The organism is Pseudomonas sp. LFS044 (assembly GCF_047978245.1).
GTDB lineage: Bacteria > Pseudomonadota > Gammaproteobacteria > Pseudomonadales > Pseudomonadaceae > Aquipseudomonas.
The window spans coordinates 56,617-77,040 of record NZ_JBFPFX010000030.1 but is presented as its reverse complement, the minus strand read 5'-3'; the positions used below and the strand labels follow the sequence as shown (position 1 = coordinate 77,040).

The 20,424-nt window shown below is 64.0% G+C and carries 23 protein-coding genes; 10 read left to right on the top strand and 13 right to left on the bottom strand.

Annotation, left to right across the window (positions count from 1 at the left end):
* A partial coding sequence (locus ACNQPL_RS22045) for an IS3 family transposase (protein ID WP_416467913.1) occupies positions 1–432 on the top strand: 432 nt, incomplete at its 5' end.
* Between the two features lie 118 nt (positions 433–550).
* On the top strand, positions 551–1,021 hold the full coding sequence (locus ACNQPL_RS22040) for a DUF4265 domain-containing protein (protein WP_416467912.1): 471 nt from the start codon (positions 551–553) through the stop codon (positions 1,019–1,021).
* Between the two features lie 4 nt (positions 1,022–1,025).
* Here ACNQPL_RS22040 and ACNQPL_RS22035 read toward each other — a convergent pair whose 3' ends face one another.
* From ACNQPL_RS22035 to cysK, 4 genes are all read right to left on the bottom strand, one after another.
* Entirely contained in the window at positions 1,026–1,907 is an 882-nt protein-coding gene (locus ACNQPL_RS22035; RefSeq protein WP_416467911.1) for a DMT family transporter, read from the bottom strand.
* Positions 1,908–2,021: 114 nt separating this feature from the next.
* Positions 2,022–2,183 carry a hypothetical protein gene (locus ACNQPL_RS22030; RefSeq protein WP_416467910.1) on the bottom strand — a complete coding sequence of 54 codons (162 nt, stop codon included), beginning with the start codon at positions 2,181–2,183 and terminating at the stop codon, positions 2,022–2,024.
* Positions 2,184–2,319: 136 nt separating this feature from the next.
* Complete coding sequence (locus ACNQPL_RS22025) at positions 2,320–3,255, bottom strand: aspartyl/asparaginyl beta-hydroxylase domain-containing protein (RefSeq protein WP_387528766.1); 936 nt, start codon at positions 3,253–3,255, stop codon at positions 2,320–2,322.
* Between the two features lie 172 nt (positions 3,256–3,427).
* Positions 3,428–4,402: a cysteine synthase A gene (gene cysK, locus ACNQPL_RS22020; RefSeq protein ID WP_346611650.1), complete on the bottom strand. Its 975-nt coding sequence runs from the start codon at positions 4,400–4,402 to the stop codon at positions 3,428–3,430.
* Positions 4,403–4,534: 132 nt separating this feature from the next.
* Between cysK and ACNQPL_RS22015 the strand changes: the two genes are divergently transcribed.
* The 3 genes from ACNQPL_RS22015 (at position 4,535) to ACNQPL_RS22005 (ending at position 7,875) form a co-directional block, all read left to right on the top strand.
* Positions 4,535–5,608, top strand: a complete 1,074-nt coding sequence (locus tag ACNQPL_RS22015) for a DUF748 domain-containing protein (protein WP_346611651.1) — start codon at positions 4,535–4,537, stop codon at positions 5,606–5,608.
* Positions 5,609–5,838: 230 nt separating this feature from the next.
* Positions 5,839–6,684 (top strand): AAA family ATPase, encoded by an 846-nt coding sequence (locus ACNQPL_RS22010; protein WP_012315697.1) that lies wholly within the window; start codon positions 5,839–5,841, stop codon positions 6,682–6,684.
* A gap of 12 nt (positions 6,685–6,696) precedes the next feature.
* Positions 6,697–7,875 carry a vWA domain-containing protein gene (locus tag ACNQPL_RS22005; protein ID WP_346611652.1) on the top strand — a complete coding sequence of 393 codons (1,179 nt, stop codon included), beginning with the start codon at positions 6,697–6,699 and terminating at the stop codon, positions 7,873–7,875.
* Positions 7,876–7,978: 103 nt separating this feature from the next.
* Here ACNQPL_RS22005 and ACNQPL_RS22000 read toward each other — a convergent pair whose 3' ends face one another.
* The 4 genes from ACNQPL_RS22000 to ACNQPL_RS21985 are packed head-to-tail and all read right to left on the bottom strand — an operon-like array spanning position 7,979 to position 11,660.
* Positions 7,979–8,896 (bottom strand): biotin-dependent carboxyltransferase family protein, encoded by a 918-nt coding sequence (locus tag ACNQPL_RS22000; RefSeq protein ID WP_416467909.1) that lies wholly within the window; start codon positions 8,894–8,896, stop codon positions 7,979–7,981.
* Positions 8,893–9,588, bottom strand: coding sequence for a 5-oxoprolinase subunit PxpB (pxpB, locus tag ACNQPL_RS21995; RefSeq protein ID WP_416467908.1), 696 nt, complete (start codon positions 9,586–9,588; stop codon positions 8,893–8,895). The genes ACNQPL_RS22000 and pxpB overlap by 4 nt, the downstream gene beginning before the upstream one ends.
* Positions 9,585–10,364, bottom strand: coding sequence for a 5-oxoprolinase subunit PxpA (locus ACNQPL_RS21990; RefSeq protein WP_416467907.1), 780 nt, complete (start codon positions 10,362–10,364; stop codon positions 9,585–9,587). The genes pxpB and ACNQPL_RS21990 overlap by 4 nt, the downstream gene beginning before the upstream one ends.
* Positions 10,365–10,373: 9 nt before the next feature.
* Positions 10,374–11,660 carry an MFS transporter gene (locus ACNQPL_RS21985; RefSeq protein ID WP_346611656.1) on the bottom strand — a complete coding sequence of 429 codons (1,287 nt, stop codon included), beginning with the start codon at positions 11,658–11,660 and terminating at the stop codon, positions 10,374–10,376.
* Positions 11,661–11,789: 129 nt separating this feature from the next.
* On the opposite strand from ACNQPL_RS21985, the gene ACNQPL_RS21980 reads away from it, so the two are divergent.
* Positions 11,790–12,701, top strand: coding sequence for a LysR family transcriptional regulator (locus ACNQPL_RS21980; protein ID WP_416467906.1), 912 nt, complete (start codon positions 11,790–11,792; stop codon positions 12,699–12,701).
* Between the two features lie 131 nt (positions 12,702–12,832).
* Here the strand turns inward: ACNQPL_RS21980 and ACNQPL_RS21975 are convergent, their stop codons facing one another.
* The 3 genes from ACNQPL_RS21975 to ACNQPL_RS21965 are packed head-to-tail and all read right to left on the bottom strand — an operon-like array spanning position 12,833 to position 14,646.
* Positions 12,833–13,354, bottom strand: a complete 522-nt coding sequence (locus ACNQPL_RS21975; RefSeq protein WP_416467905.1) for a DUF2937 family protein — start codon at positions 13,352–13,354, stop codon at positions 12,833–12,835.
* A gap of 9 nt (positions 13,355–13,363) precedes the next feature.
* Complete coding sequence (locus tag ACNQPL_RS21970) at positions 13,364–14,137, bottom strand: class II glutamine amidotransferase (protein ID WP_346611659.1); 774 nt, start codon at positions 14,135–14,137, stop codon at positions 13,364–13,366.
* 14 nt (positions 14,138–14,151) lie between these two features.
* Positions 14,152–14,646: an MFS transporter gene (locus ACNQPL_RS21965; RefSeq protein WP_346611660.1), complete on the bottom strand. Its 495-nt coding sequence runs from the start codon at positions 14,644–14,646 to the stop codon at positions 14,152–14,154.
* An 82-nt stretch (positions 14,647–14,728) separates the two neighbouring features.
* Here ACNQPL_RS21965 and ACNQPL_RS21960 point away from each other — a divergent pair, with 82 nt between their 5' ends.
* Complete coding sequence (locus ACNQPL_RS21960) at positions 14,729–16,771, top strand: S9 family peptidase (protein WP_416467904.1); 2,043 nt, start codon at positions 14,729–14,731, stop codon at positions 16,769–16,771.
* A gap of 168 nt (positions 16,772–16,939) precedes the next feature.
* Positions 16,940–17,407 carry a Crp/Fnr family transcriptional regulator gene (locus ACNQPL_RS21955; RefSeq protein ID WP_416467903.1) on the top strand — a complete coding sequence of 156 codons (468 nt, stop codon included), beginning with the start codon at positions 16,940–16,942 and terminating at the stop codon, positions 17,405–17,407.
* On the opposite strand, the gene ACNQPL_RS21950 is transcribed toward ACNQPL_RS21955, so the two are convergent.
* Complete coding sequence (locus ACNQPL_RS21950) at positions 17,404–17,682, bottom strand: hypothetical protein (protein ID WP_346611663.1); 279 nt, start codon at positions 17,680–17,682, stop codon at positions 17,404–17,406. The two genes, ACNQPL_RS21955 and ACNQPL_RS21950, sit on opposite strands and share 4 nt — an antisense overlap.
* A gap of 131 nt (positions 17,683–17,813) precedes the next feature.
* On the opposite strand from ACNQPL_RS21950, the gene ACNQPL_RS21945 reads away from it, so the two are divergent.
* On the top strand, positions 17,814–18,185 hold the full coding sequence (locus tag ACNQPL_RS21945) for a YajD family HNH nuclease (RefSeq protein ID WP_012315716.1): 372 nt from the start codon (positions 17,814–17,816) through the stop codon (positions 18,183–18,185).
* A 72-nt stretch (positions 18,186–18,257) separates the two neighbouring features.
* Positions 18,258–18,728, top strand: coding sequence for an RNA methyltransferase (locus ACNQPL_RS21940; protein WP_387528728.1), 471 nt, complete (start codon positions 18,258–18,260; stop codon positions 18,726–18,728).
* 204 nt (positions 18,729–18,932) lie between these two features.
* Here the strand turns inward: ACNQPL_RS21940 and ACNQPL_RS21935 are convergent, their stop codons facing one another.
* Positions 18,933–20,423: an aldehyde dehydrogenase gene (locus ACNQPL_RS21935; protein WP_416467902.1), complete on the bottom strand. Its 1,491-nt coding sequence runs from the start codon at positions 20,421–20,423 to the stop codon at positions 18,933–18,935.
* Position 20,424: the final 1 nt, after the last annotated feature.

Sequence of the window (20,424 nt, the reverse complement as noted above, 5' to 3'; positions counted from 1 at the left end):
CGCTGGTATCACCTGGCAGTAGTCATTGATTTGTTCGCCCGCCGGATCATTGGTTGGGCGTTTTCGCTGATCAACGACGCCACCCTGGTCAGCAAGGCACTGAGGATGGCGCTGGGCGTTCGAGGTAAACATGCAGGCTTGATGTTCCACTCGGATCAAGGCTGCCAATACACCAGTCAGCGCTTCCAATCCGAGCTGTTAGAGCACGGGATAACACAAAGCATGAGCCGTAGAGGGCAATGCTGGGACAACGCACCAACAGAACGCTTCTTTGGGACGCTGAAGTCAGAGTGGGTGCCCAGCAAAGGTTACAAGGAAATTGATGAAGCCAGGCAGGATATGACCAGCTTCTTCATGCGATACAACCGAATCAGGCTCCACAGCCATAACAACTATCTGTCGCCGATAGCTATGGAGCAGCAGGCGGCGTGATCACCGTAATCGGTGTCCGGAAAAACTTGACCAGAACAGCTCGCCGGCGATGAGGCCGGTACAGACAACACAACCAAACCGCATTACGATGGGCAGCCCTCCTGACGCGTAACGCCCCATGCCCCCCGAGCAAACCCCAGCCTACAAGATCGTGCTCTGGCGCCTGGAGCAGGATGCCCAAGGCTACCCTCCCGCGTCGGTCGAAGGCCTCTGGGCAAAGCCCACCGCAGCTGGCTACCAGGTCGACAGCATCCCCTTCTATGCCTACGGGATCGCACCCGGTGACACCATCAGCATCCGTGAAGACGGCGAGCATTCCTGGTTCGAAGCCCTGCAGCAAAGCGGTGGTGCTTCGGTGTTCCGCATACTGGTAAAGGCCGCGGGCGACCTGGAACAGGTCCGCGCTGCACTGGAAGATTTCGGATGTCCCTGCGAAGTCGAACAGGCGGTAAAGATGCTGGCCGTCGAAGTCCCGCCTGCACGTACACTCGACACCCTGCTCTACTACCTGCTGACCCAACGCGAAGCCGGCACCCTGGATTTCGAGGAAGGCGTGTTGCGCCACGCCATCCCCGAAGAATTCCGCTAACGCCCTACGCTTCGGCCAAGCGCGCCGCCGGCTTGCGGAACACGAACAGCAAACCCACCACGATGAGCCCCATGCCCAGCAGGCTGAGCGGTGCCAGGCGGTTGCCGAAAATCAGGAAATCCATCACCGCAGTAACCGCCGGCACCAGGTAGAACAGGCTGGTGACATTGACCAGGTTGCCCTTGGCGATCAGCCGGTACAGCAGCAAGGTCGCCAGCAGCGAAACCACCAACCCCATCCACAGCAGCGCACCGATGAAACTGCTGGCCCACTCAACGTGCAGCGGCTGCAACGGTGCGAACACCGCACACAGGGCAAACCCCGCCAGGTATTGCAGCGGCAGGGTGCCCATGGGGTTGTCGGTGATGCGCTTCTGCAGGATCGAGCCGAAGGTCATGCTGGCCAGCGCCAGCAAGGCAAACAGCATCCCGGCCAGCGACACGCCGCCGAGGTTGATGCCCTGATAAACCACCATCACCAGCCCGCCAAGCCCCAGGCCCAGGCCAAACAGCCGGCTCCCCGAGCGCTGGCGCTCCATCAGCACGACGGTGAGAATCGGTTGCACACCCATTACCGTGGCCATCACCCCAGGGGTGACATGGGTATTGAGCGCCAGCAGGTAGAAGATCTGGTAGGCACCGAGCAGCACACAGCCGGTGCCCAGGGCCCGCAACATCGCCCCCCCGGTACGCGGCCAGCGCAGCCCCAGCAACGGGCCGATCAGCAACAACCCGGCCAGGGCCAGCGCCGAGCGCAACAGCAGGAAGGCGAACGGGCTGGCATGGGCCAGGCCGAGTTTGGAAACGATGGCGCCACTGCTCCACAGCAGGACGAACAGGCTGGTAGTGGCCGCAGAGGCCACGCTAGCTTTGGAAAAGACAGACATGGTTGCACCTGTATTCGGGCAAAAAAGCCGAACGGTGGGCGTGAACTTCAGCAGGGGAAGTAGCCGACCGTGTTCAGTAGGTTGCGCGTGTGAAGGGATGCGGCCAGAAGCCGATCAGCCCAGCACGACCACGCAGCGAGGCGGAGCTACGCCGCCTACGACGCCACTGACAGGTGGTGGGTAATGACTGATCATGGCCGGCTGCTGGCTGCCACGCACGACCGTGCCCGCGACTGGCGCGAAGGCAAAGCTTGTGGTGGAAGGGGTGGCTGGCATGAACAGGGTCTTCGGGGGAAATGAATGCACTGGACTATAGCGGGGGATTCTTCGCGGGGCAAGCCCGCGCCCACAGGACATGCGGTAGACCTGTGGGCGCGGGCTTGCCCCGCGAAGAGGCCCTGTCGGGCAAAGATCAGAACAACCAGTGATACAGCAAGTAGGCAACCACCACCGCCAGCACCGGCCGCAAGATGCGGTAGGCCTTGGGGTTGGCGCGTTTGAACTGTTTCACGCGGGTGCTGATCTTGTTGCTGAAGCGCTTGCTCCAGGCATACGCCTGGTTGATCCCGCCCACGCGCTCGTCGTCGGTGTTCTGCGGCGCGGTGGCGCGGCCGAGGAAGGCACTGACCTTGCGGTTGATGCGGGTCATCAGCGGGCTGCTCAGCGGGCGTTCGATGTCGCAGAACAGGATCACCCGGGTGACGTCGGTTTCGTTCTTCACCCAGTGCACATAGGTTTCGTCGAACATCACGTCTTCGCCATCACGCCAGGCGTAGACCTGGCCGTCGACGTAGATGCGGCAGTCGTCGGAGTTCGGCGTCGACAGGCCCAGGTGGTAACGCAGGGAACCGGCAAACGGGTCGCGGTGCGGGTTGAGGTGGCTGCCACCGGGCAGCAGGGCAAACATCGCGCCTTTGACGTTGGGGATACTGCTGACCAGCTCGACGGTCTTCGGGCACAGCGTTTCGGCAGACGGCAGCGGTTTGTCGTACCACTTCAGGTAAAAACGCTTCCAGCCCTTCTTGAAGAACGAACCAAAACCTGCGTCGTTGTCTTTCTCCGCGGCGCGGATGTAACCCTCGTCGAACAGGCGCATGGCCTCTTCGCGGATCACCTGCCAGTTGTCCTTGAGCACGTCCAGCTCGGGGAAGCGCTGGCGGTCCAGGTAGGGCTTGGACGGCACACCGGAGAACAGGTACATCAGGCTGTTATAGGGGGCGAACAGCGCCGAATGGTTGACGAACTGGCGCAGCACCGGCAGGCGCGCCTTGCCGCGCAGGTGCACGTAGAGCACGCTGCCGAAAAACACCAGCAGGACACCGGCCTTGGCGACAAAGGAAAAGGTCATGCAACACTCCTTGGAATGGAAGCAGGCCAGCGCTGCCTGCCTCCAGAAAAATCATCCGGCCATCATAAACCCTTCCCGCCCGGGTAAAAACAACCCGGGCGGGATCTCACTCATGAAGATTTTGCAATAAACCACGCCGCCGAACGTTGCCCCGGATCAGCGGCAGGGCTGATTACTGCTGGTTTTCCTGCTCGCTGAACAGGTCGCTGAACAGCATGCTCGACAGGTAGCGCTCGCCAGAGTCGGGCAGGATTACGACGATGGTCTTACCCTGCATTTCCGGTTTTTCCGCCAGGCGCACGGCTGCCGCCATGGCCGCGCCACAGGAAATACCGCAAAGAATGCCCTCCTCCTGCATCAGGCGGATGGCCATGGCCTTGGATTCTTCGTCAGTCACGGTCTCGACCTGGTCGACAATCGACAGGTCGAGGTTCTTCGGCACGAAACCGGCGCCGATGCCCTGAATCTTGTGCGGGCTGGGCTGGAGCGCTTCGCCGGCCAGGGTCTGGCTGATCAGCGGCGAGGACACCGGCTCCACCGCCACCGACAGGATCGACTTGCCCTGAGTGTGCTTGATGTAGCGCGACACACCGGTAATGGTGCCGCCCGTGCCGACGCCGGCCACCAGCACGTCGACCGCGCCGTCGGTGTCGTTCCAGATCTCCGGGCCTGTGGTCTTTTCATGGATGGCCGGGTTGGCCGGGTTGTCGAACTGGCCAGGCAAAAAGTACTGCGCCGGGTCCGAGGCAACGATCTCGTTGGCCTTTTCGATCGCGCCTTTCATACCTTTGGCAGGCTCGGTGAGCACCAGTTCGGCACCCAGGGCCTTGAGCACCTTGCGCCGCTCCAGGCTCATCGACGCCGGCATGGTCAGCACCAGCTTGTAGCCACGGGCGGCGGCAACGAATGCCAGGCCGATACCGGTGTTGCCCGAAGTCGGCTCGACGATGGTCATGCCGGGCTTGAGCTTGCCGCTGCTTTCGGCGTCCCAGACCATGTTCGCACCGATACGGCACTTGACCGAGTAGCCCGGGTTGCGCCCCTCGATCTTGGCCAGGATGGTCACACCGCGCGGGGCGATACGGTTGATCTGCACCAGCGGCGTGTTGCCGATGGAATGGGCGTTGTCTGCGTAGATACGGCTCATGGCAGGGTCCTTGGCATGAAATAGCAGGGAAAGACTTAAAGGGTAAGCCCGCCCCGGTGGCCCGTAAAGCCCGTTCGAACTCGCCCGGCAGCGCTGCGGTCAACCGCTCAACCCACCCTGGAGAACGCCGCGATGAAAGCCCGTTATCGCTGGCCGCTGATCGGCCTGGCCAGCCTGGTCGTGCTGCTGGTGGCCCTGCACCTGGCGCTGCCCTACCTGGTGCGAAATTATCTCAACGACAAGCTGGCGGACATGGGTGAATACCGTGGCCAGGTGGTCGATGTGGACCTCGCCTGGTGGCGCGGCGCTTACCAGATCAATGGCCTGAAAATCGTCAAGACTAGCGGCAAGGTGCCCGTGCCCCTACTGGACGCGCCGCTGATCGACCTGTCAGTGAGTTGGCATTCGCTGTGGTACGACCAGGCCGTGGTGGCCGAAGTCACCTTCTTGCGCCCGGTGCTGAACTTCGTCGACGGTGGCAGCAAACAGGCCTCGCAGACCGGCCGCGGTACCGACTGGCGCCAGCAGCTGGAAAAACTGTTGCCGATCACCCTCAACGATGTGCGCATCGATGACGGCACGCTGACCTTTCACAACTTCAATTCCAAACCGCCGGTTGACCTCAAGGCTACCCAGCTCGACGCCAATATCCGCAACCTGACCAACGTGCGTGATGAAAAAGGCCGGCGCGACGCCAGCTTCGACGCCAAGGCACTGCTGCTCGGCGATGCCAAGGTCGAAAGCCGCGCCACGTTCGACCCGTTCAGCGATTTCGACGACTTCGAGTTCCGCCTGCGCGCCACCGGCATCGAGCTGCGCCGGCTCAACGACTTCGCCAGTGCCTACGGCAAGTTCGACTTCAACGCCGGCCACGGCGATGTGGTGATCGAGGCGCAAGCGGAAAAAGGCCGGCTCAATGGCTACATCAAGCCGTTGCTGCGCGACGTCGACGTGTTCAATTGGCAGCAGGACGTCGAGAACAAGAACAAGGGCTTCTTCCGCTCGGTGTGGGAAGCCTTGGTCGGGGCCAGCGAGACAGTGCTGAAGAACCAGCCGAAAAACCAGTTCGCAACCCGCGTGGAGCTGAGCGGTAGCGTGCATCAGCAGGACATCAGCGCCATCGAGGCGTTTTTGCAGATTTTGCGCAACGGCTTTATCCAGGCATTCAATGCACGGTATGAGCAGCCCAAGCCTGATTCCGACTGAGCGTGCGTGACGGGCCATTCAGGGACTGAATACCCGGTCTGCGTTTGCAGCCGCCTAGTGCCGGGGTATAGTCGCTGACAAACGATAAACATGTGTTGCCTGTACTGGCCCTATCGCCGGCAAGCCGGCTCCCACAGGTGCCTCACTGAGCTCAAGGGCGATGGGGTATCTGTGGGAGCCGGCTTGCCGGCGATAGGGCCGCAAAAGGCACCCCGCAGAGGACATTCCCGATGAAGTTCGAAGGCACCCGCGACTACGTCGCCACAGACGACCTGAAACTGGCGGTCAACGCGGCCATCACCCTCGAACGCCCGCTGCTGGTCAAGGGCGAGCCTGGCACCGGCAAGACCATGCTGGCCGAGCAGCTCGCCGCCTCCTTCGGCGCGCGGCTGATCACCTGGCACATCAAGTCCACCACCAAGGCCCACCAAGGGCTGTACGAGTACGACGCGGTCAGCCGCCTGCGCGATTCGCAGCTGGGTACCGAAAAAGTCCACGACGTGCGCAACTACCTGAAGAAGGGCAAGCTCTGGGAAGCCTTCGAGGCCGAAGAGCGGGTCATCCTGCTGATCGACGAGATCGACAAGGCCGACATCGAGTTCCCCAACGACCTGTTGCAGGAACTCGACAAGATGGAGTTCTATGTCTACGAAATCGACGAGACCATCAAGGCCAAGCAACGCCCGATCATCATCATCACCTCGAACAACGAAAAGGAGCTGCCCGACGCCTTCCTGCGCCGCTGCTTCTTCCATTACATCGCCTTCCCCGACCGCGACACCCTGCAGCAGATCGTCGATGTGCACTACCCGAACATCAAGCAGTCGCTGGTCAGCGAGGCGCTGGACGTGTTCTTCGACGTGCGCAAGGTGCCGGGCCTAAAGAAAAAGCCTTCCACCTCCGAGCTGGTCGACTGGCTCAAGCTGCTGATGGCCGACAACATCGGCGAAGCGGTGTTGCGCGAGCGCGACCCTACCAAGGCCATCCCGCCACTGGCCGGCGCCCTGGTGAAGAACGAACAGGACGTTCAGCTGCTCGAACGCCTGGCCTTCATGAGCCGGCGCGGCAACCGCTGACAGGAGCCGGCCATGCTGCTCAACCTGTTCAACGAAATGCGCGCGGCCAAGGTGCCGGTGTCGGTTCGCGAACTGCTCGACCTGCTCAATGCCCTGCAACAGCGGGTGGTGTTCGCCGACATGGACGAGTTCTACTACCTGGCCCGCGCCATCCTGGTGAAGGACGAGCGCCATTTCGACAAGTTCGACCGGGCGTTTTCGGCTTACTTCAAGGGCCTGGAGAACCTCGACCGGCACCTGGAGGCACTGATCCCCGAAGACTGGCTGCGCAAGGAATTCGAGCGCTCGCTCACCGATGAAGAGCGGGCGCAGATCCAGTCGCTGGGCGGCCTGGACAAGCTCATCGAGGAATTCAAGAAACGCCTCGAAGAGCAAAAGGAGCGCCACGCCGGCGGCAACAAGTGGATCGGCACCGGTGGCACCAGCCCGTTCGGCTCAGGCGGCTTCAACCCTGAAGGCATTCGCGTCGGCGAGGCCGGCAAGCGCCAGGGCAAGGCGGTAAAGGTCTGGGACCAGCGCGAGTACAAGAACCTCGACGACCAGGTCGAACTGGGCACCCGCAACATCAAGCTGGCCCTGCGCCGGCTGCGCAAGTTCGCCCGTGAAGGCGCCGCCGAAGAGCTGGACATCGACGGCACCATCGACCACACCGCACGCGATGCCGGGTTGCTCAACATCCAGATGCGCCCGGAACGGCGCAACACCGTGAAGCTGCTGTTGCTGTTCGACATCGGTGGCTCGATGGATGCCCACGTCAAAGTCTGCGAAGAGCTGTTCTCGGCCTGCAAGACCGAGTTCAAGCACCTGGAGTACTACTACTTCCACAACTGCGTGTACGAGTCGGTGTGGAAAAACAACCTGCGGCGTACCTCGGAGCGGTTCTCCACCTTCGACCTGTTGCACAAGTACGGCGATGACTACAAGGTGGTGTTCGTCGGTGACGCGGCCATGGCGCCCTACGAGATCACCCAGCCGGGTGGCAGCGTGGAGCACTGGAACGAAGAAGCCGGTTACGTGTGGATTCAGCGCTTCATGGAAAAATTCAAGAAGGTCATCTGGATCAACCCGTATCCGAAGCAGGCCTGGGATTACACGGCGTCGACCCATCTAGTCCGGGACTTGATCGAGGACAAGATGTATCCACTGACCTTGCAGGGGTTGGAGGATGGGATGCGTTACCTGTCCAAGTGATATCGCTTGCACCGGCCTCCTCGCGGGACAAGCCCACTCCCACAGGCTCAACTGCAGTAAAAACCTGTGGGAGCGGGCTTGTCCCGCGAAGAGGCCGGCAGCTTCAACGCCAACGGTTCAGATAAGCCTGCTGCTGCCGCCAAGCCTCTTCCTGCACCACCGCCCTGAACCGGACCGCCTCTCCCGGCATGCACTGCGCAAGCTGCGCCAACGCCAACGGCGTCAACGCCCCCAGCCGCGGGTACCCACCAATGGTCTGGCGGTCATTGAGCAATACGATCGGCTGCCCGTCCGGCGGCACCTGCACCGCCCCCAGCGCAATCCCTTCGGAGATCATCGGCGCGCCCTGATAGACCAGCTGTGGCCCGAGCAAACGGATGCCCATGCGGTCGGCACGGCTGTCCAGCGTCCAGTCACTGTTGAAGGCCTCGAACAGGCTCATGCCACTGAAATCACCGATCTGCGCGCCCATCACCAAGTCGAGCACAGGCTTGTGCGGATAACTGGGCCGCAGAGCCTCCGGCACCTCACGCAGGGCCGGTAACGTGGCGGTAAACGCCAACAGCTGCCCTTTGCCAAGGGCCACGCCATGGCCATCAAGGCCGCCCAGCCCTTCACGCGTCACGGTAGCGCAACTGCCGAGCACAACCCCGCCCTGGAAGCCGCCCGGCGCTGCAATGTAAGCGCGCACGCCGTGCTTGGGCTGTTTCAAGGAAAGCCGCTGGCCCTTGGCCAAGGTAAAACTGCGCCACGCAAGCTGCGGCTGGTCATCCACCCGCGCATCCAGGTCGGCGCCGGCCAGGGCCAGCACGCAGTCCTGCTCGGCCACTACCGTGAAGCCGCCCAGCGCCACTTCCACCACCGGCGCACCCAGCGGGTTGCCCAGTAGCCAGTTGGCCCAGTTCATTGCCACCCAATCCAGCGCCCCACCCTGGGTCACGCCCAAGTGGCGCACGCCAAAGCGGCCAGCGTCCTGCAGCTGGCACAAGGCGGTGCTGGCTTCGATCCTCAACTGCGTCATGCCAGTGCCTCCAGCGGGCTGTCATCCCCTCCCAGCGCCCTGAACTCGGCGTGGGACACCGCCACGAAGCGCACCCGGTCGCCCGGTTGCAGCAGGCTGTAACCTTCACGTTCGCGGTCGAACAGGCGCACCGGGGTACGCCCGATCAAATTCCAGCCGCCCGGCGATACGGCGGGATAGGCCGCTGTCTGGCGTTCGGCAATACCCACGCTGCCGGCCGCCACGCGCTTGCGTGGGGTGCTCAGGCGCGGCGATGCCAAGCGCTCGTCCACCAGCCCCATGAAGCCGAAGCCTGGGGCAAAACCGAGGGCGAACACCGGGTATTCGCGCTCGCTGTGCAGGCGGACTACCTCCTGCTCGCCAAGACCACTGCGGGCAGCCAGCACTGGCAGTTCGGGGCCGACGCTGGCGTCGTACCAAACCGGGATTTCATGCCGACGGCCACCGCTGCCGGTGTCGGGCTGCAGCCCTTCCAGCGCCTGGGTGATCAGCGCCCTCGCCTGCCCTGGCGGCATTGCGAACTGCACCATCAGCGTGGTGTAGGACGGCACCAGGTCTACCAGATGCGTGCCGAACGCGGCGCTCAACCGCTGGCTGGCCGCGAGCATCCACGGCATGTTGGCCTCGTCGATGGCGTCGAACAGGCGCACCATCAGGCTGTCGATGGCGACCACTTCAATGCGCAATTTCATGCGTGCTCCAGCGCATCGAGCGCCTGGCGAATCTGCCGCACCGCAGCCACCGAACTGTCGTTGTCACCGTGCACGCACAGGGTGCTGGCGTGCAGGCGCAGCGCGCTGCCATCGTCCGCAACCAGGGTTTCACCCTGGGCCAGGCGCAGGGCCTGTGCAATCACCAGTGCCGGGTCGTGGTGCACCGCGCCGGGCAGCCGCCGCGACAGCAGGTGGCCACTGGCGGTGTACGCGCGGTCGGCGAAGGCCTCGAACCACAGCGGCACGCCGATCTCATCGCCCAGGGCCTGGGCTGCGCTGTTGTCGGCGGTGGCCATGAGCATCAGCGGCAGGTTGCTGCCGTACGCGGCCACGGCTTCGAGCACGGTGCGCAGCTTGAGCGGGTCGGCCATCATGTCGTTGTACAGCGCGCCATGGGGTTTGACGTACGCCACGCGCCCGCCAAGCACCTTGCAGATGCCGTCCAGGGCGCCGATCTGGTAATGCAGCAGGTCGCGGATTTCATCGCTGCTGCAGGCCATGGAACGGCGGCCGAAGCCGACCAGGTCCGGGTAGGCCGGGTGGGCGCCGATGGTCACCCCATGCTGCAGCGCCAGGGCCACCGTGCGGCGCATGGTGGAAGGGTCGCCGGCATGGTAGCCGCAGGCGATGTTGGCGCAGTCGATGTACGGCATCACCTCGGCATCCAGGCCCATGCGCCAGCTGCCGAAACTTTCGCCCATGTCGCAATTGAGTAGCAGGCGTTTCACCTGGCGTGCTCCCGTGTCGATGTTCATGTGCCTACCTTAGCGCGCCTGCAGGTGTTTGCCGCGAGTTTCCGGCAGGCTCAGCGCTGCCACGATCACCACGCCATAGGACACGGCGGCAAAGCCACCGATGCTCAGGCCCAGCGGTATGGTCTGACCGAGCAGGCCGATCAGCAACGGGAACATCGCCGCGAAGACCTTGCCGATGTTGTAGCAGAAGCCCTGCCCCGACCCACGGATACGGGTAGGGAATAGCTCGGTCAGAAATGCCCCCATGCCGCTGAAGATGCCCGAGGCGAAGAAGCCCAGCGGGAAGCCCAGCCACAGCATCACGCCATCGCTGACCGGCAGCTGCGTGTACAGCAGCACAATGATGAAGGAGCCCACGGCGAACAGGATGAAGTTCTTCTTGCGCCCCAGAATGTCGGACAAGTACGCGCTGACCACATAGCCCACGTAGGAGCCGACGATGACCATCGCCAGGTAGCCGCCGGTGCCCAGCACGCTCAGGCCGCGCTCGGTCTTGAGGAAGGTCGGCAGCCACGAGGTGATGGCGTAGTAGCCGCCCAGCGCGCCGGTGGTCAGCAGGGACGCCCGCACGGTGGTCCAGAGCATGCCGGGGGCGAAGATTTCATAGAACTGCGCCGGTGCTTCGGCCTTTTCCACGGCCTTGGCCTGGCGATACACCTCGGGGTCCTTGACCAGGCGGCGGACGAAGATCACGAAAATCGCCGGCACCAGCCCCAGCAGGAACAGCGCGCGCCAGGCCTGCTCCGCCGGCAGCCAGGAAAACAGCAGCGCATACAGGATCGCGGTAAGCCCCCAGCCAAGGGCCCAGCCCGATTGCACCATGCCCACCGCCTTGCCACGGTCCTGGGCGCGAATCACTTCGCCGATCAGCACCGCGCCAGCGGTCCATTCGCCGCCAAAGCCGAAGCCCATCAAAGTGCGGGCGATCAGCAGCTGTTCGTAGTTCTGCGCAAAGCCGCAAAGGAAGGTGAAGAAGGCGAACCACAGCACCGTCAGCTGCAGGGTGCGGACCCGGCCGATGCGGTCGGAGAGGATGCCGGCGACCCAGCCGCCGACGGCCGAGGCGATCAGCGTGCTGGTGTGGATCAGCCCGGCCTCGGCGGTGCTGATGCCCCACAGCATGATCAGCGTGGGGATGACGAAGCTGAGCATCTGGGTGTCCATGCCGTCCAGGCCATAGCCGATCTTGCAGCTCCAGAAGGTGCGCCGTTGCTGGGAGTCGATATCGCGGTACCAGGCGAATGGCCCGGTCGAAGGTGGGGATTGCACCTGTTGCTGCACGCCGCTTGGGTTCATGCTTGCCTCGGCTTGTTGGTATTGTTTTATGGGCGACGTCTGGCGTCGCGGCCTGTGCGCCATGTTCAGAGCCCACGCCCTCTGCGTCCAACGAGAAAAACCGCCGGTCTGGAACAAGAAAAACTGATCATGAACCTTCGTTTCCTCGAAACCTTCGTCTGGGTGGCCCGGCTCAAGAGCTTCCGCCTCACCGCCGAAAAACTGTTCACCACCCAGGCCTCGGTATCCAGCCGCATCGCCGCGCTGGAGGCCGACCTTGGGGTCAAGCTGCTGTTGCGCGACTCGCGCGGTGTCAGCCTGACGCCGCAGGGCAGCAAGGTGCTGGAATATGCCGAGCGCATGCTGGATACCGCCAAGGCCATGAAGCAGTCGCTGGACAGCGACCGCGCCAAGGTCGGGCGTATTCGCCTGGGCGTGATGGACACGGTGATCCATACCTGGATGAGCGCATTGGTGGCCGAGCTGACCGAACGCTATCCACAGGTGGAAATCGAACTGGTCGCCGATACCGCACTGAACCTGCGCGAACAGCTGCAAAAAGGCTTTCTCGACGTGATCCTGCAGACCGACCTGCTGCGCGAACAATCAATCCGCAGCCAGGACCTGGCGCGCTACCCGATGGGCTGGGTGGTGGCGGCCGGTTCCGCCCAGCACCGCGATTACCATTCGCTGGCTGAACTTGCCCGTGAGCGTATCGTCACGTTCTCGAAGAACTCGCGGCCGCACCAGGAAGTGCTCAGCCTGCTACAGGGCGCGGGAGTCGAAGCACCGCGGCTGAACTGTGTGAACTCGGTGGCGGCGATCACCCGCCTGCTGCGCGATGGCTTCGGCATCGGCGCCCTGCCACCGGCACTGGTGGATGCCGAATTGAGCCGGGGGGAGTTGGTGCTGCTGGCGGGCCTGCAGCCACCGCCGAGCCTGGAGCTGGTGGTGGCCTGGCAGACCGGGGTGGCACTGGTGGATGAGGTGGTCGGGGTATGCCGGCAGGTGCTGGAGCGGTATGCGCGGGATGTCGGCGGGCAGCGGATTGTGTTGGTCTGAGAGGGTATCAGCACTGGCCTCTTCGCGGGACAAGCCCGCTCCCACAGACTCACCGCAGATCTGTGACTCAGCGGGCACTCTGTGGGAGCGGGCTTGCCCCGCGAAGAGGCCGGCACAGGACACCCAAAGGCTCAGCGCCAGCTCTCTTCAACCGCCTTGCGCCGCCCGCCCAGAATCACCCAGCCGATCCCCAGCAACAGGCTCTCGACCACGAACGCCAGCACAAACCCGGCGCCAACGCCCCAGCCGATGGCTTCGGGCACCAGCAGAATCTGGTAGCTGTAGCCCTTGAGCGTCTCTTCGCGCAGCTGCGGGTCGGGCTGCACCAGCACATGCCAGGTCGTGGTCACCCAGGAGCCCTGCAGTGCCTGCCACTCGGCCTCCAGCAATTGGTTGCGGATCATCAGGCTCTCGATGCTGTTGGCATCACTGTTGAACACCGGGTCGTCACTGCTGCGGTAGTGCCGCAACAGTGCCTGCAGGTCGCCATTGAAGAACCGTTCAGCCGTCTGCTGGAAGCCATCGAGCGCCTGGCGCGATTCGAACAGGTGCGCCTCGACCCGCTGGCTGTAGTCCTTGACCAGCCCAGGCACCTGGATACCGGCCAGCAGGCCGAAGGTGAACAGCAGCAACCGCAGGTAACTTCTGAACATGCAGCGTCCTTAGCTCTGGCCTTGCGAAACGCACTCTCCGTGCCGCCACAGGGCCCACTGGCCGGGCTCGTAGCGCCGCCAGGTCTCGTTCTCGGTCAAGGCCTCGGTGGCTATCACCGTGACCACGTCATTGGGGGTGGTTTCGGTGTGAAAATCGACGATAAGGTCGACATCCTTCAGCCGCGCAGCACCAAACGGCGCGCGACGGGTAATGTGTACCAGCTTGGTCGAGCAGAAGCAGAACAACCAGTCGCCGTCGCTGAGCAGGCAATTGAACACGCCCTTGCCGCGGTACTCGGCACAGGCTTCGACCAGCACCGGCAGCAGCTGTTCCACCTCCACAGGCTCCGGGAAGGCCGCGCGGATGCGGTTGAGCAGGTCGCAGAAGGCGGCTTCGCTGTCGGTGTCGCCGATCGGCCGATAGAAGGTCGCTTCACCCGTGAACTCGCCCAACTGCCCGTTGTGCGCGAAGCACCAGTTGCGGCCCCACATTTCGCGGACGAACGGGTGGGTATTGGACAGGCACACCCGGCCAACGTTGGCCTGGCGGATGTGGCCGATCACCACTTCGCTCTTGATCGGGTAACGCTGCACCAGGTTGGCCACTTCCGACTCGCTGCTCGCGGCCGGGTCCTGGAACAGGCGCAGGCCGCGGCCTTCGTAAAAGCCGATGCCCCAGCCATCACGGTGCGGGCCGGTGCGCCCACCGCGCTGCATCAGGCCGGTGAAGCTGAAGACGATATCAGTGGGGACGTTGGCACTCATGCCCAGCAATTCGCACATGGCGGTCTCCCGGCTTACAGACGTGGCTCGACCCGGCCGCCAGCGGGTGCGGCAGGCGGCGGGTCATTGCGGTAACGGTCGCGGCGTTCGCCGGCCAGCGGGGCGCCCATGCCGACCGCCTCGTCTTCGGCGGCCTGGCGCTGGGCGGCCGCTTCAGCCTGTGCGCGGCGCTCGCGGGCGCGTTTTTCCAGCGGCCAGCGCAGCAGCACGAAGGCCAGGTACAGGCCAAAGGCGATCAAGCCGTACATGGCAAAGTCGGAGACCGCGCGCCAGGCGTTGTTGCCGACCTTGAAGGCAACGTCCAGGGCGGTGATGGCAATGGCCGGGGCCATGGCATCCTTGCCCGGGTCGACCACGGTCGGCGTCAACAGCAGGACCGCGAGGATGACCCGCAGCGGCTCACGCAGCCAGCGCCACATCCAGCCGGTGAGTTTGAAACCCACCCAGATGCAGCCCAGGGCAGCAACGGCGTAGAGGCCCCAGGCGAGGGTATAGTCGTTCTCGGTCATGGTGATCGTGCAAGCCAGGCAAAGAGTTGCCTATGATAAACACTTTTCCGGGCGCAGGCGCCCCCTAGCCAAGAGATCCCCAATGCCCAACGCGCTCCATCCTCCCATTGCCCGCCCGGACCAGGCCACCGACCCCTACGCCTGGCTGCAACAGCGCGACACCCCTGAAGTGCTCGAGTACCTGCAGGCCGAGAACGCCTACCAGGAGGCCTGCCTGGCCGACCAGGCGCCCCTGCGCGAGCAATTGTTCGAAGAGATCAAAGCCCGCATCCTCGAAACCGACCTGTCGCTGCCTTCGCCCTGGGGCCCTTACCTCTACTACACCCGCACCACCGCCGGTGACGAATACCCGCGCCACTACCGCTGCCCACGCCCGGCGGATGACTCCAACACCGTCGACGAAAGCCAGGAGCAACTCCTGCTCGACCCCAATGCCCTGGCCAACGGCGGTTTTCTGTCCCTGGGGGCGTTCAACGTCAGCCCTGACCACCGCTTGCTGGCCTACAGCCTCGATACCAGTGGCGACGAGGTCTACACCCTGTACGTCAAGGACCTGACCAACGGCAGTGTCACCGCCCTGCCCTTCGACGATTGCGACGGCAGCCTGACCTGGGCCAACGACAGCCAGACACTGTTTTTTGCCGAGCTGGACGACACCCACCGGCCGTGCCGCCTGCGCCGCCATACCCTGGGCATCGAGGGCGCAGAAACCGTTTTCGAAGAAGACGATGGCCGCTTCTTCCTGCACTGCTACCGCTCAAGCTCGGAAAAACAACTGGTGCTGCTGCTCAACAGCAAGACCACCAGCGAGGCCTGGGTGCTCGATGCCGAAACGCCACAGGCCGCATTCTCATGCCTGGCGCCCCGTGTCGAAGGCCATGAATACTTCCCCGACCACGGTCAGCTCGATGGCCAGTGGCGCTGGTTCATCCGCAGCAATCAGGACGGCATCAACTTCGCCCTTTTCCACGCCCCGGCAGACCAGGTGCCCACCCGCGCGCAATGGCAGGTGCTGGTGCCGCACCGCGACGACATCATGCTCGAGGGCCTCAGCCTGAATGCCGGCGCGCTGACCCTGAGCCTGCGCGAAGGCGGCCTGCCGATCATCGAAGTGCGCCCGCAAGGTCTGCCGGCCTACCGCGTCGAACTGCCGGATGCAGCCTACAGCCTGTACGTGCAGGACAGCCTGGAATTCGCCAGCACCCGCGTGCGCCTGCGCTACGAGGCGCTCAACCGCCCAGCCCAGGTACGCCAGCTGGACCTGGCCACGGGCGCGCAGGTGGTGCTCAAGCAGACCCCGGTGCTGGGTGAGTTCGATGCCGACGACTATGTCAGCGAGCGCCTGTGGGCCACTGCCGCAGACGGCACCCAGGTGCCGATCAGCCTGGTGCGCCGCAAGCAGGACCTGGGCAAGACCGTGCCCCTGTACCTCTACGGCTACGGCGCCTATGGCGAAAGCCTCGACCCGTGGTTCTCGCACGCCCGCCTGAGCCTGCTGCAACGCGGCGTCGGCTTTGCAATCGCCCATGTGCGCGGTGGCGGCGAGCTGGGTGAAGCCTGGTATCGCGCCGGCAAGCAAGCGCACAAGCACAACAGCTTCAGCGACTTCATCGCCTGCGCCGAGCACCTGATCGCCCAGGGCGTGACGGCCTCCGACCGCCTGGCCATCAGCGGCGGCAGCGCCGGTGGCCTGCTGATGGGTGCGGTGCTCAACCTGCGCCCCGAGCTGTTCCGCTGCGCGATCGCCGAAGTGCCGTTCGTCGATGTGCTCAACACCATGCTCGACCCCGAGCTGCCGCTGACCGTCACCGAGTACGACGAATGGGGTAACCCCGAAGAGCCAGAGGTGTACGAGCGCATCAAGGCTTACGCGCCGTACGAGAACGTCCGCGCCCAGGCCTACCCGGCCATGCTGGTGGTCGCCGGCTACAACGACAGCCGCGTGCAGTACTGGGAAGCGGCCAAGTGGGTGGCGCGCCTGCGCACGTGCAAGACCGACGACAACCTGCTGCTGCTCAAGACCGAGATGGGTGCAGGGCATGGCGGCATGAGCGGGCGGTATCAGGGGCTGAAAGATGTGGCGCTGGAATACGCGTTTGTCTTCAATGAGCTGGGCGTGGTGTAAATCACGTTTTCTGCTGTCATAGGTTCGCAAGGGCTGATGGCCCCATCGCCGGCAAGCCGGCTCCCACAGGTCGAGGGCGGTGCGAAACCTGTAGGAGCCGGCTTGCCGGCGATAGCGCCATCAGCTGCCCACACGCTTTCGGACAACACCCGCCAAGAAGAACAACACATGCCCGACCAGACCCACTTCAGCGCCGAGATCCGCGACATGCTCATGGACTGCGGCCTGTTCGATACCCTGCAACCCAGCGACTGCCTGACCGCCGCGGGCTATTTCAGCCTGGCCGCCATGGCTGAGGGCGAAACCATCTTCAACGAAGGCGACGCCGGTACGTTCATGTGCATCCTGCACCGTGGCGTGGTTGCTGTACGCAAGACCGACGCCACCGGCAATCAGCTGGAAATCGCCACCCTGCGCAGCGGCCGGGCCTTTGGCGAAATGGCCGTGCTCGACGGCGAACGCCGCTCGGCCAGTTGCGTCGCCGCCAGCGACTGCCAACTGCTGACCCTGGGCAAGGACTCCCTGGAAAAGATGCTCAACGAAGCGCCACGCATCGCCGCACGGATCATCCGCGCACTGGCCGTGGCCCTGTCGAAACGCCTGCGCATGCAGGACGGCCAACGCCTGGCGCTTTAGTCGTCATCCGCCGCCGGTTTGGCAGGCTCGGTGCGCAAGCCGGGCAAAGGCTGGTCCTTCGGCGGGCCGGGCACCGGCATCGGCGGCAGCAGCGGCGCGCCAGGCTGGCTGTCATAGGCCTTGGGCGGGGTGCTCGGGGTGATCTGCGGGTACGGCGTGGGCGTCGCGGTGCCGGGCGCCCCGGGCACCGGCGTGGTGATACGTGGCGGCGTGCTGGCGGCCTGGGCCACGGGCAGGCCGGCCAGCAACAGCGCGGCGAGGATCGCATGCAACATCAGCAACCTCCTGTCTGAACATTCCTACAGGCTACGCCGTTATGAAAGTTTTCGCCTGTCCGCCTGCCCCACAGGCGCGCTAGACTCATGGGCATAACCGTTATCTGCCTGATCAGAACAAAGGAAACACCATGAGTTCGGCTTCCACTTCCGCCGCCACCGCCCGCCTCGACCGCATCCTCGCCGACGCCAAGCGCGACAAGGAGATGGGCTACCGCGACAAGGCCCTGAGAATGTACCCGCACGTGTGCGGCCGCTGCGCCCGTGAATTCGCCGGCAAGCGCCTGAGCGAGCTGACCGTGCACCACCGCGACCACAACCATGACAACAACCCGCAGGACGGCTCCAACTGGGAGCTGCTGTGCCTGTACTGCCACGACAACGAGCACTCGCGCTACACCGACCAGCAGTACTTCAGCGAAGGCTCCACCAGCACCCCGAGCATCGCCAAGGCCACCCACAACCCGTTCGCCGGGCTGGCGGGCCTACTGAAAAAAGACTGACCGTCGATACAGCCACCGCTGCTGCCGGCAAGCCCGTATAATCGCGCTTTTTTTTGCGAAGGGCCCCGGCACGTGGCAAACAAACGGTACAGCTGCATCGGCCTGTTCAACCCCAAGTCTGCGGAGAACGTCGGTTCGGTGATGCGCGCAGCGGGTTGCTACGGCGTCAACTCGGTGTTCTACACCGGCAAGCGCTATGAACGCGCGCGCGATTTCGTCACCGACACCAAACGAGTGCACTACGACATCCCGCTGATCGGCATCGACGACCTGCAGCGCATCATCCCGCTGGGTTGCACGCCGGTGGCCGTGGAGTTGGTGGACGGCGCCCGGCCGCTGCCCGAATACACCCATCCAGACCGCGCCATCTACATTTTCGGGCCCGAAGACGGCAGCCTGGACGCCGACGTGCGGGCGTGGTGCGAAGAGACCATCTACATCCCCACCCAGGGCTGCATGAACCTGGCGGCGACGGTCAATGTGGTGCTGTATGACCGCATGGCCAAGGGCTTGAACACCCGTTCGGGGCCCAAGTTCAAGTAACAGAAAAGCCGCCGTTGGGGTGTCTGAACCGGCCTGATCGCCGGCAAGCCGGCTCCCAACCCGCCAAGGGTTGGATGGTTGTCCAACTTCCTGGGGGCAGTCCATACCTGTGGGAGCCGGCTTGCCGGCGATGAGGCCAGCCCTGACACCACAAAGGCGGCCGGGTGCTGAGCTCCGTCAGAACAGCACCGTCCTGCAATCAGTTCACGAAGCGTTGATCCAGATGGTCTTCAGCTCCGTGTACTGGTCATGGGCCCAGATGGACTTGTCACGCCCACCAAAGCCGGACTCTTTGTAACCACCGAACGGCGTCGAGGCATCGCCTTCACCGAAGCAGTTGACCGTGACCACGCCCGCGCGGATTTCACGCGACAGGCGCAGGGCATGGCGCAGGCTGCCGGTGTAGGCCGAAGCGGCCAGGCCGTAGACGGTATCGTTGGCCAGCTCGATCGCCTCGTCGATGGTCTCGAAGCTGGTCACGCTCAGCACCGGCCCGAAGATTTCCTCGACGAACAGTTTGCTGTCGCGGCCCACGCCATCGACGATAGTCGGTTGCACGAACACGCCCTGCTCGGTCTCGCCGCCCTGCACCACCTTGAGCTTCTGCTCGGCAGCGTATTCCAGGTACGACCTGACCTTCTCGAAGTGCGATTTGCTGACCATCGCACCCAGGCGGTTTTCCGGATCCAGCGGGTCGCCCAGCTTCCAGTCTTTCAGGTGCTTGGCCATCAGGGCCAGCAGCTCGTCCTTGACGTCCTTGTGAACGATCAGGCGCGAGGACGCCGAGCAGTTCTCGCCCATGTTCCAGAACGCACCGGCGGTGACGAACTGGGCCACTTCGTCGAGGTCTTCGCAGTCGTTCATGACCACGGCCGGGTTCTTGCCACCCAGCTCCAGGACGATGCGCTTGAGGTTGGACTCGGCGGCGTACTTCAGGAACAGGCGGCCGGTGTCGGTGGAGCCGGTGAAGCTGACCATCGGGATGTCCATGTGCCGGCCGATGGCTTCGCCCACTTCACGGCCACCGCCTGGCACCAGGTTGAACACGCCTGCCGGTACACCGGCCTGATGGGCAAGCTCGGCCACGCGCAGCGCGCTGAGGGTGGTTTCCTTGGCCGGCTTGACCACGACCGAGCAACCGGCGGCCAGCGACGGGGCGATCTTCCACGCCAGCATCAGCAGCGGGAAGTTCCACGGCAGTACCAGGCCGACCACGCCGATGGCTTCGCGCACCACCATGGTCACGGCAGCGTTACCAGTGGGGGCCGTGTTGTCGTAGATCTTGTCGATCAGTTCGGCATGCCAGCGGAGGGTGTGGATGGTTTCCGGCACGTCGACGTTCTGGCACTCGCTGACTGGCTTGCCGCTGTCCAGCGCTTCCAGCACGGCCAGTTCGTGGCTGTTGTCTTCCAGCAATTGGGCGAACTTCAACAGGATGTGCTTGCGCTCGCCCGGCTGCAGCCTGGACCACGAACCGTCTTCGAACACGCGCTTGGCCGCGGCCACGGCGACGTCCACGTCCTGCACGTCACACGCGGCGACCTCGGCCAGTTGCTTGCCGGTAGCCGGGTTGGTGGTGACGAAGGTGCGGCCCGAGAGGGCATCGCGAAACTCACCGTCGATGAACGCCTGGGTGCGCAGTTGCAGGTCGGCGGCGATCGCCGCGTACTGCGCCTTGCTCAGCAATTCGGCCATG

Excerpts from the sequence above, each read along its gene's own strand:
- ACNQPL_RS22040 (WP_416467912.1), top strand. The coding sequence starts at position 551 with ATGCCCCCCGAGCAAACCCCAGCCTACAAGATCGTGCTCTGGCGCCTG.
- ACNQPL_RS22035 (WP_416467911.1), bottom strand. The coding sequence starts at position 1,907 with ATGTCTGTCTTTTCCAAAGCTAGCGTGGCCTCTGCGGCCACTACCAGC.
- ACNQPL_RS22030 (WP_416467910.1), bottom strand. The coding sequence starts at position 2,183 with ATGCCAGCCACCCCTTCCACCACAAGCTTTGCCTTCGCGCCAGTCGCG.
- ACNQPL_RS22025 (WP_387528766.1), bottom strand. The coding sequence starts at position 3,255 with ATGACCTTTTCCTTTGTCGCCAAGGCCGGTGTCCTGCTGGTGTTTTTC.
- cysK (WP_346611650.1), bottom strand. The coding sequence starts at position 4,402 with ATGAGCCGTATCTACGCAGACAACGCCCATTCCATCGGCAACACGCCG.
- ACNQPL_RS22015 (WP_346611651.1), top strand. The coding sequence starts at position 4,535 with ATGAAAGCCCGTTATCGCTGGCCGCTGATCGGCCTGGCCAGCCTGGTC.
- ACNQPL_RS22010 (WP_012315697.1), top strand. The coding sequence starts at position 5,839 with ATGAAGTTCGAAGGCACCCGCGACTACGTCGCCACAGACGACCTGAAA.
- ACNQPL_RS22005 (WP_346611652.1), top strand. The coding sequence starts at position 6,697 with ATGCTGCTCAACCTGTTCAACGAAATGCGCGCGGCCAAGGTGCCGGTG.
- ACNQPL_RS22000 (WP_416467909.1), bottom strand. The coding sequence starts at position 8,896 with ATGACGCAGTTGAGGATCGAAGCCAGCACCGCCTTGTGCCAGCTGCAG.
- pxpB (WP_416467908.1), bottom strand. The coding sequence starts at position 9,588 with ATGAAATTGCGCATTGAAGTGGTCGCCATCGACAGCCTGATGGTGCGC.
- ACNQPL_RS21990 (WP_416467907.1), bottom strand. The coding sequence starts at position 10,364 with ATGAACATCGACACGGGAGCACGCCAGGTGAAACGCCTGCTACTCAAT.
- ACNQPL_RS21985 (WP_346611656.1), bottom strand. The coding sequence starts at position 11,660 with ATGAACCCAAGCGGCGTGCAGCAACAGGTGCAATCCCCACCTTCGACC.
- ACNQPL_RS21980 (WP_416467906.1), top strand. The coding sequence starts at position 11,790 with ATGAACCTTCGTTTCCTCGAAACCTTCGTCTGGGTGGCCCGGCTCAAG.
- ACNQPL_RS21975 (WP_416467905.1), bottom strand. The coding sequence starts at position 13,354 with ATGTTCAGAAGTTACCTGCGGTTGCTGCTGTTCACCTTCGGCCTGCTG.
- ACNQPL_RS21970 (WP_346611659.1), bottom strand. The coding sequence starts at position 14,137 with ATGTGCGAATTGCTGGGCATGAGTGCCAACGTCCCCACTGATATCGTC.
- ACNQPL_RS21965 (WP_346611660.1), bottom strand. The coding sequence starts at position 14,646 with ATGACCGAGAACGACTATACCCTCGCCTGGGGCCTCTACGCCGTTGCT.
- ACNQPL_RS21960 (WP_416467904.1), top strand. The coding sequence starts at position 14,729 with ATGCCCAACGCGCTCCATCCTCCCATTGCCCGCCCGGACCAGGCCACC.
- ACNQPL_RS21955 (WP_416467903.1), top strand. The coding sequence starts at position 16,940 with ATGCCCGACCAGACCCACTTCAGCGCCGAGATCCGCGACATGCTCATG.
- ACNQPL_RS21950 (WP_346611663.1), bottom strand. The coding sequence starts at position 17,682 with ATGTTGCATGCGATCCTCGCCGCGCTGTTGCTGGCCGGCCTGCCCGTG.
- ACNQPL_RS21945 (WP_012315716.1), top strand. The coding sequence starts at position 17,814 with ATGAGTTCGGCTTCCACTTCCGCCGCCACCGCCCGCCTCGACCGCATC.
- ACNQPL_RS21935 (WP_416467902.1), bottom strand. The coding sequence starts at position 20,423 with ATGGCCGAATTGCTGAGCAAGGCGCAGTACGCGGCGATCGCCGCCGAC.